This is a genomic window from Flavobacterium zhairuonense (assembly GCF_004352915.1).
GTDB classification, from domain to species: Bacteria; Bacteroidota; Bacteroidia; order Flavobacteriales; family Flavobacteriaceae; genus Flavobacterium; species Flavobacterium zhairuonense.
The window spans coordinates 242,988-256,440 of sequence record NZ_SJSY01000075.1; the positions used below are offsets into that span (position 1 = coordinate 242,988).

A 13,453-nucleotide genomic window follows, 5' to 3' on the forward strand; every position below is an offset into this window, starting at 1 on the left:
TTTGAATGGCGAAACCAAGATTCTTAAAAATGGAGCTTATGCTTATATTGATTACAGAGGACTGGTTCCTCATGGGCATAATTTTTTTACTCGCGATTATCCTAGAATTATAAAAGAACTTGACAGTGCATATAATAAAACAAGAGATATAGATTATTTATCTGATAAAGGATATCTTTTAATCGTTCAAAAAAAATATGTTGAAGCTTTAAATTTGTATTTGAACATTGAAAAAACAAATCCTAATAGATATTCAACAGCTTCTAATCTTGGAACGCTTTATGAATTGATGGGTGACAATAAAAAGGCGTATACTTGGATTAAAAAATCTATTGAAATCAATCCTAAATCTCATAATGGTTCTGAATGGCTTCATTTAAAAATATTAGAAGCAAAAATTAAAAATTTAAAAGATGTATCTGGTGAGTTTTTAATTAATACAAGTTTTGGAAATATAGCTGTGCCTCAAACGAAGTTATCAAACGAAGAAGTTGACAAATTAGCAAAAGAGGTCTATTTTCAAGTAAATGAGAGAATGTCATTTATTGAACCAAAAGATAAAATCATTTCAATTTTACTTTTCGAGCTAGGAAATCTGGTGGCGCTTAAAGGAGAATACAAAAACGCTGTTCTAGTTTTTAAACTTGCGAGAGTATATGGCTATGAAGACGATCTTCTCATTTCGAGAATGATCAACACTGCTGTAAGTGACTATGCATATGATCTTCAGAAAAGCAGGAGTTATAACAGGCAAATTAAAGCCCTAAGAGAAAATAACAAATCAATTGATTTAAATTATGTTTCTCAAATAGAGATAAGTTTAATAATCATATCAATAATTGCTGTTATATTATTAATTGTTTTTATTGTCTTTTTTAGAAAATGGAAAAGATTAAAAAAAACTACTTCAGTTTCTTAAACTCTTCATTTTTAGAATAAAGAAAATCCATAATAGCCAAAACATTTGGGTTCTCCAGAAGTGTTTTTGATTTCAGATCTGAGTCGCAAAAATCAATAAAAAGTTCTTTTTCTTCGGGTTTTAGTTTTAGATCTTTGAGGAAAAAATCAGGTGGGCAATAAGCCGTTATCAGTTTCTTAAAACGATCATCATCAAGTTCAGTTTTTTTCTTCGGCTTACCTTTTAAAGGGAATGAAACTCGAAGAGCTTCTCTGATTGTATTATCACTAACTCCTGTATTCCATGATAAATCTTTGGCATTTTTACTAATTAATACATCTGCAACAGCATCAGCATCAACCTTAACTTTATCAAATTCGACCTTAGTTATGACAACTTCCTTCAATTCTTCAGGTTTCAGAACTTTATTTACAATCAGATTATTTTGATTGATGTTTTCTTGAGAAATTTTCAACCTTGAGAAAAAAGAATCTTTATAGAAAAAAATAAGACTGTCTTGCACTTTTACCAAAATTGAAAATTCTCCCAACTCATTTGTTCTTGTGCTGGTGTGAGCTGTTTTATTAATGACTTCTACTTTATGAAGTGGTGTATGCTGCGAAAGAACTTTTCCTTTTAATAATTTTTCCGTTTGAGAAATGCTGAGTTGATAGGTGAAAAAAGAAATTGTGGTAAGTAATTTTACTTTCATTTAATGGCTTTTAGTTTTTAATTCCTGAATTTAATTTTTTAAATTCTTCATTTTTAGCATATAAAAAATCCATAGTCGACAAAACATTCGGATGTTCTAAAAGCGATTGGGAATTGGGATCGGCATCGCAGAATTGGAGAAAAAGCTCTTTTTCTTCAGAATTTAATTTTAAATCTTTGGTAAAGAAATCGGGAGGACAAGTTGTTGCAATTAATTTTCTAAAATCAATTTTTGGAGTCTCTTTTTTAGTCTCTTCGTCTTTTTTTAATAGGTTGTAAATTTGTTTTCCCAAGTAAATAAAATCAATGTCTAACGGGCTTCCCTTTACCTCGTTAAAACCTTCAATTTTTAATCCTGGTCTTGATTTATGATCGTTTAGCTTTATTTGCGTTATATCTTCTTTGGTTAGAAAAACTTTTTGTGATGTTAAATTTGGAATAATTACTTCATCTAATTCTTCTGCTTTCGGTATCATATTTACGATAAGATTATTGGTTCCGATTTCTTTAGCAGTAATTTTCAATCGTGTAAATAGGTGATCTTTCGCAAAAAAAATCAAACTGTCCTGCGCTTTTGCCAGAATCGAAAATTCTCCCAAAGCATTTGTTGTCGTACTCGTTTTAGCCGTTTTATTTATTACTTCGACTTTATTAAGCGGAATATTATTTGAAGTGACTTTTCCCTGAAGCAGTTTTTCTGTTTGCGAAATAGAAATTTGGTAAGTGAAAAAAGAAATTGTGGTAAGTAATTTTACTTTCATTTAATGGTTTTTAGTTTTTGCTTTCAGCATTTAATTTTTGAAACTCTTTGTTTTTAGTGTGCAAAAAATCCATGGTGTAAAGTAGATTTTTCTGTTTGACAAGAATTTCTGCCTTAGGATCGGCATCGCAAAATTGTAGAAACAATTCTCTGTCTTCGGGTTTTAGTTTTAAATCATTTGTGAAGAAATCTAATGGAACTGTTGCTTCAGCTAGTTTTTTAAAATCTAATTCATTGAATTTTTCTTGAGTCTTTTTATGCTTTTTTCGAAACAGACTGAAAATCGCCATTAAATCTGCTCCATTTGCAATCGTTCCGTCGTAAATGCCTGTAGATAGTGGTGGTTTAGGTACGATAATTGAATTTTCATCAGCGGGACCAACTTTCGGAAATGTAATTTTGGTAACAACCACTTCGTCAAGTTCTTCAGGCTTTAAAACCATGTTGACAGTAAGGTTATTTTGATCAATAGTTTCCTGCCAAACTTTTAATCTTTTGAAATAATAATCTTTAGAGAAAAAAAGCAAACTGTCTTTTGGCCGAACCAAAATAGAGAATTCTCCGAGTTCGTTTGTACGTGTACTCGTTTTAGTGGTTTTATTAATTACTTCGACTTTATTAAGAGGAATATTTTGAGAAAGAACTTTCCCGTTCAATACTTTTTCCGTTTGAGAAACGCTGAGCTGATAAGTGAAAATAGAAATTGTGGTAAGTAATTTTACTCTCATATAGGATTAATTAGTTGAGAGTAAAATTATTAGAATAGTCTTAACGAAAACTTACAGAATCTGTAAATTCTTGTTAATAATCTATTTCATGCTTTGAACAAATTTTTCCAGTTCACCATTATTGATTAAAGCAGGTCCGTGACCAAAACACAGTATTTTTGGTTTTAGAAAAGCTAGTTTTTGAATGGATTTTCTGTTTGTTTCTTTATTAGCAGTGAATAAATGAGGTGGTTCGTTTAATCCGACTTTTGTTGTGAGCAAATTCATATTCGTCATCACATCGCCAACAATTAAAACGCCATCTTTTTCTCTGAAAAAAGATATATGACCTCTTGAATGTCCTGGAGTTTCGATAACCGTAAATCCACCAATTTGATCGCCTTCTTTTAAGATTTGAGAAACTGGATGTCCTTTTCCTGCCCAAAAGTTCTTCTGAAATTTTGAAATAAAATGATTTGGATTTGGGTATTCTGTGATTACATTTCCGTTTTCGGCAAATTCTTTTTCAGGTTCACTGCATAAAAGCGGAATGTTCAAAGTTTCGCAGATCACTTTACTGCTTCCCTGATGATCGGCGTGTGCGTGAGTTAAAGCGTGCTTTGTTATTGCTTTGTCGTTTAAGGCTTTTAAAATTGTATTTGCAGAATTTCGAATTCCTGCATCAATTAAAACATCTTCAATTACATAACAATTAATGGCATTTCTTGGAAACAAAGGAATCTGGTAAACGTCTTTGGCGATATTCTTCATCTTTTTTAAATTTTATTTTGACAAAGATTCGAATTCCGTTTTTCAACTCACTTGATAAATGTTAAGAAATATCCTGACGGATTCTGCTCAATGATTCTGGCGTAATTCCGAGAAAAGAAGCGATATAAATTAAAGGAGTTCGCTGCATTATTTTGGCTGGAGCCGAAGTTAAAAAAGTCTGGTATTTTTCTTTGGCTGGAATCATTTGTAGTTTTAAAACTCTGTCGGCCATGCAGAGATAATTTTGCTCTGCTAAAATTCTTCCAACACGTTCCCAATTTGGAATTTCGTTATACAAAAACTGCATTTTTTCGAAAGTAATCGAAAGGACTTCGCAATCTTCAATACATTGAATATTTTCAAAAGAAACCGATTGATTTATAAAACTGGAATACGAAGCAATAAAACCTTCATCACAGCTTAAATAAGTGGTAATTTCTTTTCCGTCTTTTAAATAATAAACACGAGCAAGACCTTCGACAATAAAGAAAATCTTGTTGCTGATTTTTCCCATCGACGAAAGGTATTCTCTAGCATTAAACTTTTCATATTCAAAACAAGAATCGATCCTTTCGATTTCATTTTCAGAAAACGAAGCGATTGATTGTATTTGTTTTTTTAAAGAAGGATTCATGATTTATAAAATAGCAATCAGTTCCGAAGCAGTATTAATAACCGTTTTTGCACCGCTGGCTTTCAATTCTTCTTCTGTTCTGTAACCCCACGAAACGCCAACAGGAAACATATTAGCATTTACTGCCGTTTTCATATCAATATCAGAATCGCCTACAAAAAGGATTTCTTCTGGCTTTAAATTCCATTTTTTACTAATTTCAATCGCCTCAAACGGATTTGGTTTTTTAAGTTCTTCTGTACTTAAACCAACCGCTGTGTCAAATTGTTTTGGAAATATTTCTGATGCTATTTTCTTCGTCAATTCATCTGCTTTGTTGGAGAAAACAGCCATTTTGATGTTTTGTGAAGTGAGTTTTTCTAACAGCTCCACAATTCCGTCATAAGGTTTTGTTTTCAGTGTACAGATTTTAGTATATTCTTCAACCATACATTCAAAACAACTTTCGATTTCATCATCAGAATTGTTTGTGGCTGGTAATGCTTTGCTTACCAAATTTCGTAAACCACTTCCGATAAAATATTGGTAAGTGTCGTAATCATGTGTTGGGTAACTTAGAGCGGTAAGCACTTTGTTCATCGCATCTGAAATGTCATGTAATGAATCTACTAGCGTTCCGTCTAAATCAAAAATAATTCCTTTAAATTTCATTTTATATTAAATATTTTGAGCCAGAATGAACCCGCTTGTCCAGGCATTCTGAAAATTAAATCCGCCTGTAATAGCGTCGATATTTACAATTTCGCCAGCAAAATAAAGGTTTTCGTGAATTTTGCTTTCCATGGTTTTGAAGTTGATCTCTTTTAAATCGATTCCGCCCGCAGTTACAAATTCTTCCTTGAAAGTACTTTTTCCGTTGACTTTAAATTCGGCTTTTGTTAGTTGTGAAGTCAGATTTTGCAATTGAATTTTCGATAAATCAGCCCATTTTGTTTCCGAATCAATTCCTGAAGCCAAAACTAAACTTTCCCATAAACGATTCGGAAAATCAAAAGGAGATTTTTTAGAAACTGCTTTTTTAGCGTGTTCTTGTTTTAAGTCTTTCAGTATTTTTTCGGCGTCTTCAAAATCAACGTCATTTAACCAATTCACAAAAATGGTAAATTGATAATTTTTGTCGTGTAGAATGCGTGCGCCCCAAGCCGAAAGTTTTAAGATTGCTGGTCCGCTCATTCCCCAATGCGTAATTAATAAAGGCCCTGTAGATTCTAGTTTAGTATCTTTTACATTTACGGTAACTTGCGCAGCAACACCAGGCAATTCTTTAATTCTGGAATCTTTAATATTAAAAGTAAATAGGGAAGGAACGGGGCTTACAATTGCGTGACCTTGTTCCTGAAGCATTTCCCAGATTTTGGGATTACTTCCCGTTGCCATTACTAATTTTTCGGCAGCATAATTATCCGTTTGCGTATCAATTTTCCAATGATTTTCTTTTTTGAAAATCGATTGTACACTTTGTCCTGTCAATACTTTTATACCTAATTTTTCAGTTGCTTTTAAGAAGCAATCGATAATAGTTTGTGAAGAGTTTGAAACTGGAAACATTCTTCCGTCCTCTTCAATTTTTAGTTCTACGCCATGTTTCTCGAACCATTCAATTGTATCGCCCGAACAAAATTGGTGAAATGGCCCGCGAAGTTCTTTTTCGCCACGTGGATAAAACTTTACTAATTCGTTTGGTTCAAAACAAGCGTGCGTTACGTTGCATCGTCCGCCTCCAGAAACACGAACTTTAGAAAGCACTTCTTTTCCTCTTTCTAAAATGGCGATTTTCAGTTTCGGATTTTTCTCTGCAATGTTAATTGCGGTAAAAAAACCTGCAGCGCCTCCGCCAACGATAATTATATCGAAATTTTTGATCATTTTTTTTTGGTTGCCACTAGTTACACGAATTGGCACTAATTTTTTTATTTAACCACAAATTACGCAAATTTTCACAAATTGATTTTCGCATTTAATTTGTGAAAATTTGTGGAATTTGTGGCAAAAAAAACTTTTAATCTGTTGCTATTTTAAACTTTATATTTTGTCTGGATTATCAGAGATAATTCCGTTTACTTTATAACTTTTTACTTTTTGAATGTCTTCTTCTGTGTTTACTGTCCAAGGTAAAACTAGAAATCCTTTTTCCTGCATTTGTTGCACATTTTCTTTATTCAATAAATTAAAATCAGGATGAATGGCTTTTGCTTTTATTTTTTCTGCGAAAGCCAAAGCAGTATCTATATTTTCTTCTGTTAAAACAGCAATCGGGATATTTGAGTTTAGTTTTGATGTTTCCTCCAACATATTCCAATCAAAACTTGAAACTATAAAATGATTGTAATTCCAGTCTTTTTTTGAAATATATTCTTCAATTAAGCTGACAACTTTCGGTGCAGTTCCTAAACCTTTTAATTCGATATTGATCAAACATTCTTTATCAACCAAATCAAAAACTTCGATTAAAGTTGGGATTTGGTATTTTCCATCAATTAAAAATGATTTTAATTCTGCTAGAGTCAAATCATTTACTAAACCTTTTCCGTTTGTGGTTCTGTCGATGGTTTCGTCGTGAATTACAACAATATGCCTGTCAACGCTCAAATGAACGTCAAGTTCTATTCCGTCTGAATGTAGGTCTAGGGCTTTTTGAAAAGCTTGCAAGGTGTTTTCAGGTTCGTATGCTTTTGCACCTCGATGTCCAATTTTTAGCATTTGCTGCGAGTTTAACCGCAAAGGTCGCAAAGTTTTACGCAAGGTTCGCAAAGTTTTTTATAATCTTTGCGAACCTTGCGATTTTCCCTTGCGACCTTTGCGGTTAAACTTTTAGATTAGTTCGAGTAAAACAATATCAAAATCATTGTCAATAATCACTTTTCCATCAATAACTTCAACTTCTTGATTCGAGTAAGCATCTTTTAGTTTTGTTCCGTTTGAGAAGATATCGCCAACTGGAAGTTCTTTTCTGCCTTTTGGTAAATCTACTCCCATAACAACTTTATCTGTAAAGGAACCTTTAGTAAACGTTCTGGAAAAAGTATAAGGATATGGATTAATCAGTTTGTGAACACCAGCGCCAACAGCAGGATGATTTCGTCTAAACTGACCTAATTTCTGCCAATGTAAAAGTGTTTTTTGCGTTTCTGGATTGTTCTGAATATCATCCCAATTCATGTTTGAACGTAGAGTTGCATCACCCTGCGTACCTTCAACAACTAAAGATCTTGCCGATTCATCGCCGTAATAAACCTGAGACATTCCTGGAGAAAGCAATAATTTATTGGCGGTTTCGATGCTTTTTGTTCGGTTGGCATCGAAAGGTTGGCCGTCGTCGTGTGAAGACATATAATTAAGAACAGAATATCCTTTTAAGTCATTGTTAAGTGCATTCGAATATTTAGAAAATAAACCTTCGTAATCGTTTTGTGCAGCATTCCATTTAAATTCAAAATTGATCATGCTGTTGAAACCATTTTGGAAATAATTTACTTTTCGATCTCCAAAATCATAATCCTGCCCACCGCTGATTCCGTAACCGTAAACTTCGGCAATGGTGTAAAACGGATTCTGATCTAGAACTTGCATCGGATGATGTTTTTTCCAAGTCTCAAAAGCGTATTCACATTCCTTTTTAAAATCGGCCCAAACGTTTTCATCGGTGTGTTTTACCGTGTCGCCTCTGTATCCGTCAACTCCAAATTCTAAAATATAATCTGTAAGCCATTTTATGATGTAATATTTTGGTGTTCTTGGATAATTTGTTCTTTTGAAGAATTCGTCTAATGAAGCGATTTCTTTTTCGTAACGACCTTCTTTTTTCCATTTTTCAATTAAAAAAGGAGGGAGCGCTACTTCCTGAGTACTTTCTGTTCTAACATCTGGAAGATTGTCAACCAAAGTACACATGGTTGTATTTTCGAACGATTTGTAATCGCAGACAACACCAGTTCTTACCCAATCTGAAGGCCAAACAGGATCTTCTGGAGTTACTGGTCCGGTATGATTGATTACACCATCGAGAATTATTCTGATGCCTTTTTCGTGCGCTTTTTTTACCAGTTTAGCTAAATCTTCTTTGGTTCCGAAATTTGGATCTAAAGCCGTCCAATCTCTTGCCCAATAACCGTGAAAGCCATAACTCAATCCGGTTCCTTCATCAACGCCATCGTGAATTTGCTCTACAATCGGCGTAAGCCAAATGGCATTTATTCCTAATTTTTCAAAATATCCTGATTCGATTTTTTTTGTGATTCCTATGATGTCACCGCCTTCAAATCCGCGGAGTTTTCCGGGAGTTTTGGTTCGGTTAAAATTGACATCGTTGGAAGTGTCTCCGTTGTAAAAACGATCTGTAAGTAAAAAATAAACATTTGCTCCTTCCCAAACGAAAGGTGTTTTCGAAGTATCATTCATTGTAACTGATTTTGAGCCAGAACAACCCGTAATTATGAATACTAAAGATAAAAAAAGGAAAGTGTATTTTTTCATTCTTTAAGAGTTTTTTAGATAAACATCATGTTGAAAAAAATAGCCACAGATTAAAGGATTAAAATGATTTTTTTCTTTTGCCACGAATTGCACAAATTTTCACTAATTCAAATATGATAAATAAATTCGTGGAAATTCGTGCAATTTGTGGCGAACAAAATCTGTGTTAATCTGTGTAATCTGTGGCAAAAAAATATTGTGAACTTTGCGCTTGCCCTTGCGAACTTTGCGGTTAAGTATTCTTATTCCAATTCTAAAACCAAAGCTGATTTTGGTTCTAAAGTAATTTCAGAAGCTAAATCGAATGTTTTTCCTGTGATCACATCTTTTCCTGATTTGTAGTTTTTGATGTTTTCCTTAAAACGAGCTGTTTTTATAACTTGTTCCTTTGCATTGTTATTGAAAACTACCATTACCGTTTTAGCATCGGTATATCTGAAATAAACGTAAGTGTTATTTTCAGGAATATAATGCGTCATTTTTCCGAAATGAACCGCTTCGTTTGATTTTCTCCAATTGAATAATTTTGAAGTGAAATCAAAGTATTGTGCTTGTTGAGCTGTTCTTCCTGCTGCTGTGAAAGCATTGTTTTTGTCACCAGCCCATCCGCCAGGAAAGTCTTGACGAATATCGGCGTCACCTTTGCTTTTGTCACCGCCCATTCCAATTTCTGAACCATAATACACTTGTGGAATTCCGCGAATGGTTGCCAATAAAGTCATGGCTAGTTTGTATTTTGGCAAATCATATTTGAATTTATCGTTCATACGATCGGTATCATGATTTTCTGCAAAAACTAAAATATTATTAATGTTCGGATATAAATAATCCATCGCAAAATTGTTGTAGAATTTAATTAATCCACTATCCCAGTTTGGGTTATCTTCGTTGAAGGCAGAAGTCACCTGACTTTGAAGTGTAAAATCCATTACACTTGGCAAATTCGAATTGTAGTTTTTGATCGCTCCAATTTTACTGTCTTTTTGCCAATAAGCTAAACTTGCCTGATTGTGCATCCAGATTTCGCCTACAATATTAAAGTTTGGATATTCATCTGTAATTGATTTTGCCCAATTTGCCATAGCTGTTGGGTCAGAATAGTTATAAGTATCAACTCTGAAACCGTCAAGATTGGCAAATTCTATCCACCAAATGGCGTTTTGAGTCAAGTATTTTGCAACTAGAGGATTTCTTAAATTCAAATCCGGCATTGAAGGCACAAACCAGCCGTCAACACAAACTTCCTGATCTGCTTTTGAAGCATGCGTATCCGGAATTACCTCGCGTCTGTGATTTGTCTGAGTGAAATTTTCAAATTGATTGAACCAAGTTTTTGTTGGCGTATCTTTAATCATCCAGTGCGTAATTCCCCAATGATTTGTCACATAATCCATAACCAGTTTCATGTTCTTTTTGTGCATTTCTGCAGAAAGGCGAACGTAATCGTCATTGGTTCCGTAGCGGGGATCAATTCTGTAAACGTCCGATTGCCCGTAAGTGTGATACGAATGCTGTTTGTCGTTGTCTTCGCATAAAGGCGTGCTCCAGATTGTAGTCGCGCCTAAAGACGAAATATAATCTAAGTTTTTAATAATTCCTTCAATATCCCCACCGTGGCGTCCGCCTGGTTCTGCGCGGTTTCCTTTTTCAGTTAAAACGGCATCACTGTCGTTTTTCGGATTTCCATTTGCGAAACGATCCGGCATGATTAAATAAATCAAATCTGATGCATCGTAACTTTTTCTGTCTGCCGAATTTGCTCTTCTTTCTTTAAGCGAATATTTCTGCGTAAAAGCAACTTTGTTATTGCTTTTGAAAGAGAAAATCAATTCAGATGCTTTGACATTTTGCGTATCAATTGTTACGAAAAGGTAGTTTGGATTTTCTGTTTTCTCAACGTTTTTAATCGCAACATTATTAGAAACCGAAGCTTCATATTGCGAAATGTTTTTTCCGTAGAACATAATCTGCAGTTCTGGATTTTTCATTCCGGAGTACCAAAATGGCGGTTCTACTTTTTGGATTTGCGCTTTCGCGGAAGCAGAAAACAACAAAACCATTAAAACTATTTTATAGAATGTGTGGTTAATTTTTAGGTTATTCATAGTAAAGATGAATTTAAACCATATAAGAAATGTAAGAACATTTAAGACAAAAATTGGGGAGATTTCTATTTAAATGGACTTACATTCTTATATGGTTAATTAAAATTATTTATTTTCAATAACGCTTATTGCATATCCTCCTCCCGGAGCAGAAAGCTGCGATAATTTTGATTTGCTTGTTACAGCAATTTTCTTAATTGTATAAGCTTGCGGATTCGTTTTGTAATGCGCATCTTTTGCATCAGCATAAATTGTTGCCGTGTATTTTTTACCTTTTTCAAGGAAGCTGAAATCGATGTTTGATGTACGAGAAGTTTCTCCGTTTACGTTTCCAATAAACCAGTTGTTTGTTCCTTTTGCTTTACGGGCAACGGTAATAAAATCTCCTGGCTCAGCCTCAATATATTTACTTTCTGACCAATCTACAGCCACATCTTTAATGAATTGGAAAGCATCTGGAAAACGGTTGTAGTTTTCTGGAGTATCAGCCGCCATTTGTAACGGGCTGTACATTGTTACGTATAAAGCCAATTGGTTACAAATTGTACTGTTTACATGCGATTTGTTATCAGGATTCATTTTGCTGATATCCATTTCGAAAATTCCCGGAGTATAATCCATTGGACCACCAATTAAACGTGTAAATGGCAATACTGTAACGTGATTTGGTTTAGAACCGCCAAAAGCTTGGTATTCTGTTCCTCTTGCTGCTTCGTTTCCAATTAAGTTCGGGTATGTTCTACAAATTCCTGTTGGACGAACGGCTTCGTGAGCGTTCACCATAATTTTATATTCAGCCGCTTTTTCGATCGCATATTGGTAGTGGTTTACAATCCATTGGTCGTAATGATTTTCACCGCGAGGCAAAATATCTCCAACGTAACCGCTTTTTACAGCATCATAACCGTTGTCTTTCATGAATTTGTAAGCCGCATCCATATGACGCTCGTAGTTACGAACAGATCCTGAAGTTTCGTGGTGCATGATGATTTTTACATTTTTAGATTTTGCGTATTCGTGCAAACCTTTTACATCAAAATCTGGGTAAGGTGTCAAGAAATCAAAAACGTAGTCTTTTGAATGTCCAAACCAGTCTTCCCAGCCTTCGTTCCAACCTTCAACCAAAACGGCATCGAAACCATTTGCAGCCGCAAAATCAATGTATTTTTTTACGTTAGCATTATTTGCTCCGTGTGTTCCGCTTGGTTTTGCTTTTGAGAAATCAGAAACTCCTAATTGAACTGTTGGAAAATCATTTGTGTATGACCAAGAACTTTTTCCTGTAATCATTTCCCACCAAACACCAACATATTTTACTGGCTTAATCCAAGAAGTATCATCGATTTTTGATGGATCATTTAAGTTTAAAGTCATTTTTGAAGCCAAGATATCTCTAGCGTCGTCGCCCACTATAATAGTTCTCCAAGGCGAGTGACTTGGCGCCTGCATATAACCTTTGTCACCTTTTGCATCTGGCGTTAACCAAGATTCGAAAACCAAGTTTTTATCATCTAAATTCAAGTGCATGCAAGAATAGTTGATCAAAGCCGCTTCGTGTAAGTTGATGTAGATTCCGTCGTTTGTTTTTAACATCAAAGAAGTCTGAACTCCTGTTGGTGAAAAAGATTTTTGAGAAACGTTTGCCGTATATGCTTTTTGAGATAAACCTCTAATTTCTGATAATTTCGATTTTGTATAATCGTATTCCTGCGTGTCATAATCTCCAGGAATCCAGAAAGCCGTGTGATCTCCAGTCATAGCAAATTGAGATCTTTCTTCTTTAATTACAAAGTAAGTAAGGTTCTTTTGCGCCGGGAATTCATATCTAAATCCAAGTCCGTCTTCAAATAAACGGAAACGGATAACGATTTGTCTGTCTGTTCCTTTTTGGTTCAGAGTAACAGCCAATTCATTATAATGATTTCTGATGTGATCTACTTCTCCCCAAACCGGTTTCCAAGTTTCATCAAAAGTTGAAGTTTTCGTATCAGTAATTGTAAAGTCGTTCAACAAAGATTTTTTATCATCTTTAAGTTCAAGACCAAGTTTACTGGTTTTTACAACTTCTTTGTTTTTATATTTTAAATTGTACGTTGGAGTTCCGTCGTTTTGAAGAGAAAATTCCATTACGAACTTGCCTTCGGGTGATTTTAATTGCTGCGCTTTTGCAACGGTGCTAAACGCAAACAAAATTAAACTTGCGAAAAATAAGTTTTTCATGTTTTTTTGATTTTAAATTTATAGTATCGTATTAGTGGGTATAATTGTTTTTAACACATAGAAACATAGATTTTATCTGTAAAAAAGAGAGAATAAAGAGAAACTGGTTTCTTTCACATAGCGCACTATGTTTATTTTAAATAAGTGAAACGCCTTTTTTGAGTACTCTAAATC

General features: G+C 34.2%; 12 protein-coding genes. 1 reads left to right on the forward strand and 11 read right to left on the reverse strand.

The window, feature by feature from the left end; translation table 11 throughout:
- Position 1: 1 nt before the first annotated feature.
- On the forward strand, positions 2 to 919 hold the full coding sequence (locus EYY60_RS17690) for a tetratricopeptide repeat protein (RefSeq protein ID WP_132990625.1): 918 nt from the start codon (positions 2 to 4) through the stop codon (positions 917 to 919).
- Here the strand turns inward: EYY60_RS17690 and EYY60_RS17695 are convergent.
- From EYY60_RS17695 to EYY60_RS17745, 11 genes are all read right to left on the reverse strand, one after another.
- A complete protein-coding gene (locus EYY60_RS17695) occupies positions 903 to 1,610 on the reverse strand; it encodes a hypothetical protein (RefSeq protein ID WP_132990626.1) in 708 nt (235 codons plus the stop codon). The two genes, EYY60_RS17690 and EYY60_RS17695, sit on opposite strands and share 17 nt — an antisense overlap.
- Positions 1,611 to 1,620: 10 nt before the next feature.
- Positions 1,621 to 2,370: a hypothetical protein gene (locus tag EYY60_RS17700; RefSeq protein WP_132990627.1), complete on the reverse strand. Its 750-nt coding sequence runs from the start codon at positions 2,368 to 2,370 to the stop codon at positions 1,621 to 1,623.
- 10 nt (positions 2,371 to 2,380) lie between these two features.
- A complete protein-coding gene (locus EYY60_RS17705; RefSeq protein WP_132990628.1) occupies positions 2,381 to 3,097 on the reverse strand; it encodes a hypothetical protein in 717 nt (238 codons plus the stop codon).
- An 81-nt stretch (positions 3,098 to 3,178) separates the two neighbouring features.
- Positions 3,179 to 3,847 carry an MBL fold metallo-hydrolase gene (locus EYY60_RS17710; protein ID WP_132990629.1) on the reverse strand — a complete coding sequence of 223 codons (669 nt, stop codon included), beginning with the start codon at positions 3,845 to 3,847 and terminating at the stop codon, positions 3,179 to 3,181.
- Positions 3,848 to 3,908: 61 nt separating this feature from the next.
- On the reverse strand, positions 3,909 to 4,481 hold the full coding sequence (locus EYY60_RS17715; protein ID WP_132990630.1) for a Crp/Fnr family transcriptional regulator: 573 nt from the start codon (positions 4,479 to 4,481) through the stop codon (positions 3,909 to 3,911).
- Positions 4,482 to 4,484: 3 nt separating this feature from the next.
- The gene (locus EYY60_RS17720; protein ID WP_132990631.1) at positions 4,485 to 5,132 is read right to left on the reverse strand and encodes an HAD family hydrolase; all 648 of its coding nucleotides are present in this window, start codon (positions 5,130 to 5,132) and stop codon (positions 4,485 to 4,487) included.
- Positions 5,133 to 5,138: 6 nt separating this feature from the next.
- Entirely contained in the window at positions 5,139 to 6,347 is a 1,209-nt protein-coding gene (locus tag EYY60_RS17725) for a BaiN/RdsA family NAD(P)/FAD-dependent oxidoreductase (protein ID WP_132990632.1), read from the reverse strand.
- Between the two features lie 156 nt (positions 6,348 to 6,503).
- The gene (locus EYY60_RS17730; protein WP_132990633.1) at positions 6,504 to 7,181 is read right to left on the reverse strand and encodes a glycerophosphodiester phosphodiesterase; all 678 of its coding nucleotides are present in this window, start codon (positions 7,179 to 7,181) and stop codon (positions 6,504 to 6,506) included.
- A gap of 111 nt (positions 7,182 to 7,292) precedes the next feature.
- Positions 7,293 to 8,954, reverse strand: coding sequence for an alpha-amylase family glycosyl hydrolase (locus tag EYY60_RS17735; protein WP_132990634.1), 1,662 nt, complete (start codon positions 8,952 to 8,954; stop codon positions 7,293 to 7,295).
- A gap of 242 nt (positions 8,955 to 9,196) precedes the next feature.
- Complete coding sequence (locus tag EYY60_RS17740) at positions 9,197 to 11,059, reverse strand: glycoside hydrolase family 13 protein (protein WP_235832355.1); 1,863 nt, start codon at positions 11,057 to 11,059, stop codon at positions 9,197 to 9,199.
- A gap of 105 nt (positions 11,060 to 11,164) precedes the next feature.
- Positions 11,165 to 13,279 carry a glycoside hydrolase family 97 protein gene (locus EYY60_RS17745; protein ID WP_132990635.1) on the reverse strand — a complete coding sequence of 705 codons (2,115 nt, stop codon included), beginning with the start codon at positions 13,277 to 13,279 and terminating at the stop codon, positions 11,165 to 11,167.
- Between the last annotated feature and the right edge of the window lie 174 nt (positions 13,280 to 13,453).

Coding starts and splice junctions, on each gene's coding strand:
- EYY60_RS17695 (WP_132990626.1), bottom strand. CDS start 1,610: ATGAAAGTAAAATTACTTACCACAATTTCTTTTTTCACCTATCAACTC.
- EYY60_RS17700 (WP_132990627.1), bottom strand. CDS start 2,370: ATGAAAGTAAAATTACTTACCACAATTTCTTTTTTCACTTACCAAATT.
- EYY60_RS17705 (WP_132990628.1), bottom strand. CDS start 3,097: ATGAGAGTAAAATTACTTACCACAATTTCTATTTTCACTTATCAGCTC.
- EYY60_RS17710 (WP_132990629.1), bottom strand. CDS start 3,847: ATGAAGAATATCGCCAAAGACGTTTACCAGATTCCTTTGTTTCCAAGA.
- EYY60_RS17715 (WP_132990630.1), bottom strand. CDS start 4,481: ATGAATCCTTCTTTAAAAAAACAAATACAATCAATCGCTTCGTTTTCT.
- EYY60_RS17720 (WP_132990631.1), bottom strand. CDS start 5,132: ATGAAATTTAAAGGAATTATTTTTGATTTAGACGGAACGCTAGTAGAT.
- EYY60_RS17725 (WP_132990632.1), bottom strand. CDS start 6,347: ATGATCAAAAATTTCGATATAATTATCGTTGGCGGAGGCGCTGCAGGT.
- EYY60_RS17730 (WP_132990633.1), bottom strand. CDS start 7,181: ATGCTAAAAATTGGACATCGAGGTGCAAAAGCATACGAACCTGAAAAC.
- EYY60_RS17735 (WP_132990634.1), bottom strand. CDS start 8,954: ATGAAAAAATACACTTTCCTTTTTTTATCTTTAGTATTCATAATTACG.
- EYY60_RS17740 (WP_235832355.1), bottom strand. CDS start 11,059: ATGAATAACCTAAAAATTAACCACACATTCTATAAAATAGTTTTAATG.
- EYY60_RS17745 (WP_132990635.1), bottom strand. CDS start 13,279: ATGAAAAACTTATTTTTCGCAAGTTTAATTTTGTTTGCGTTTAGCACC.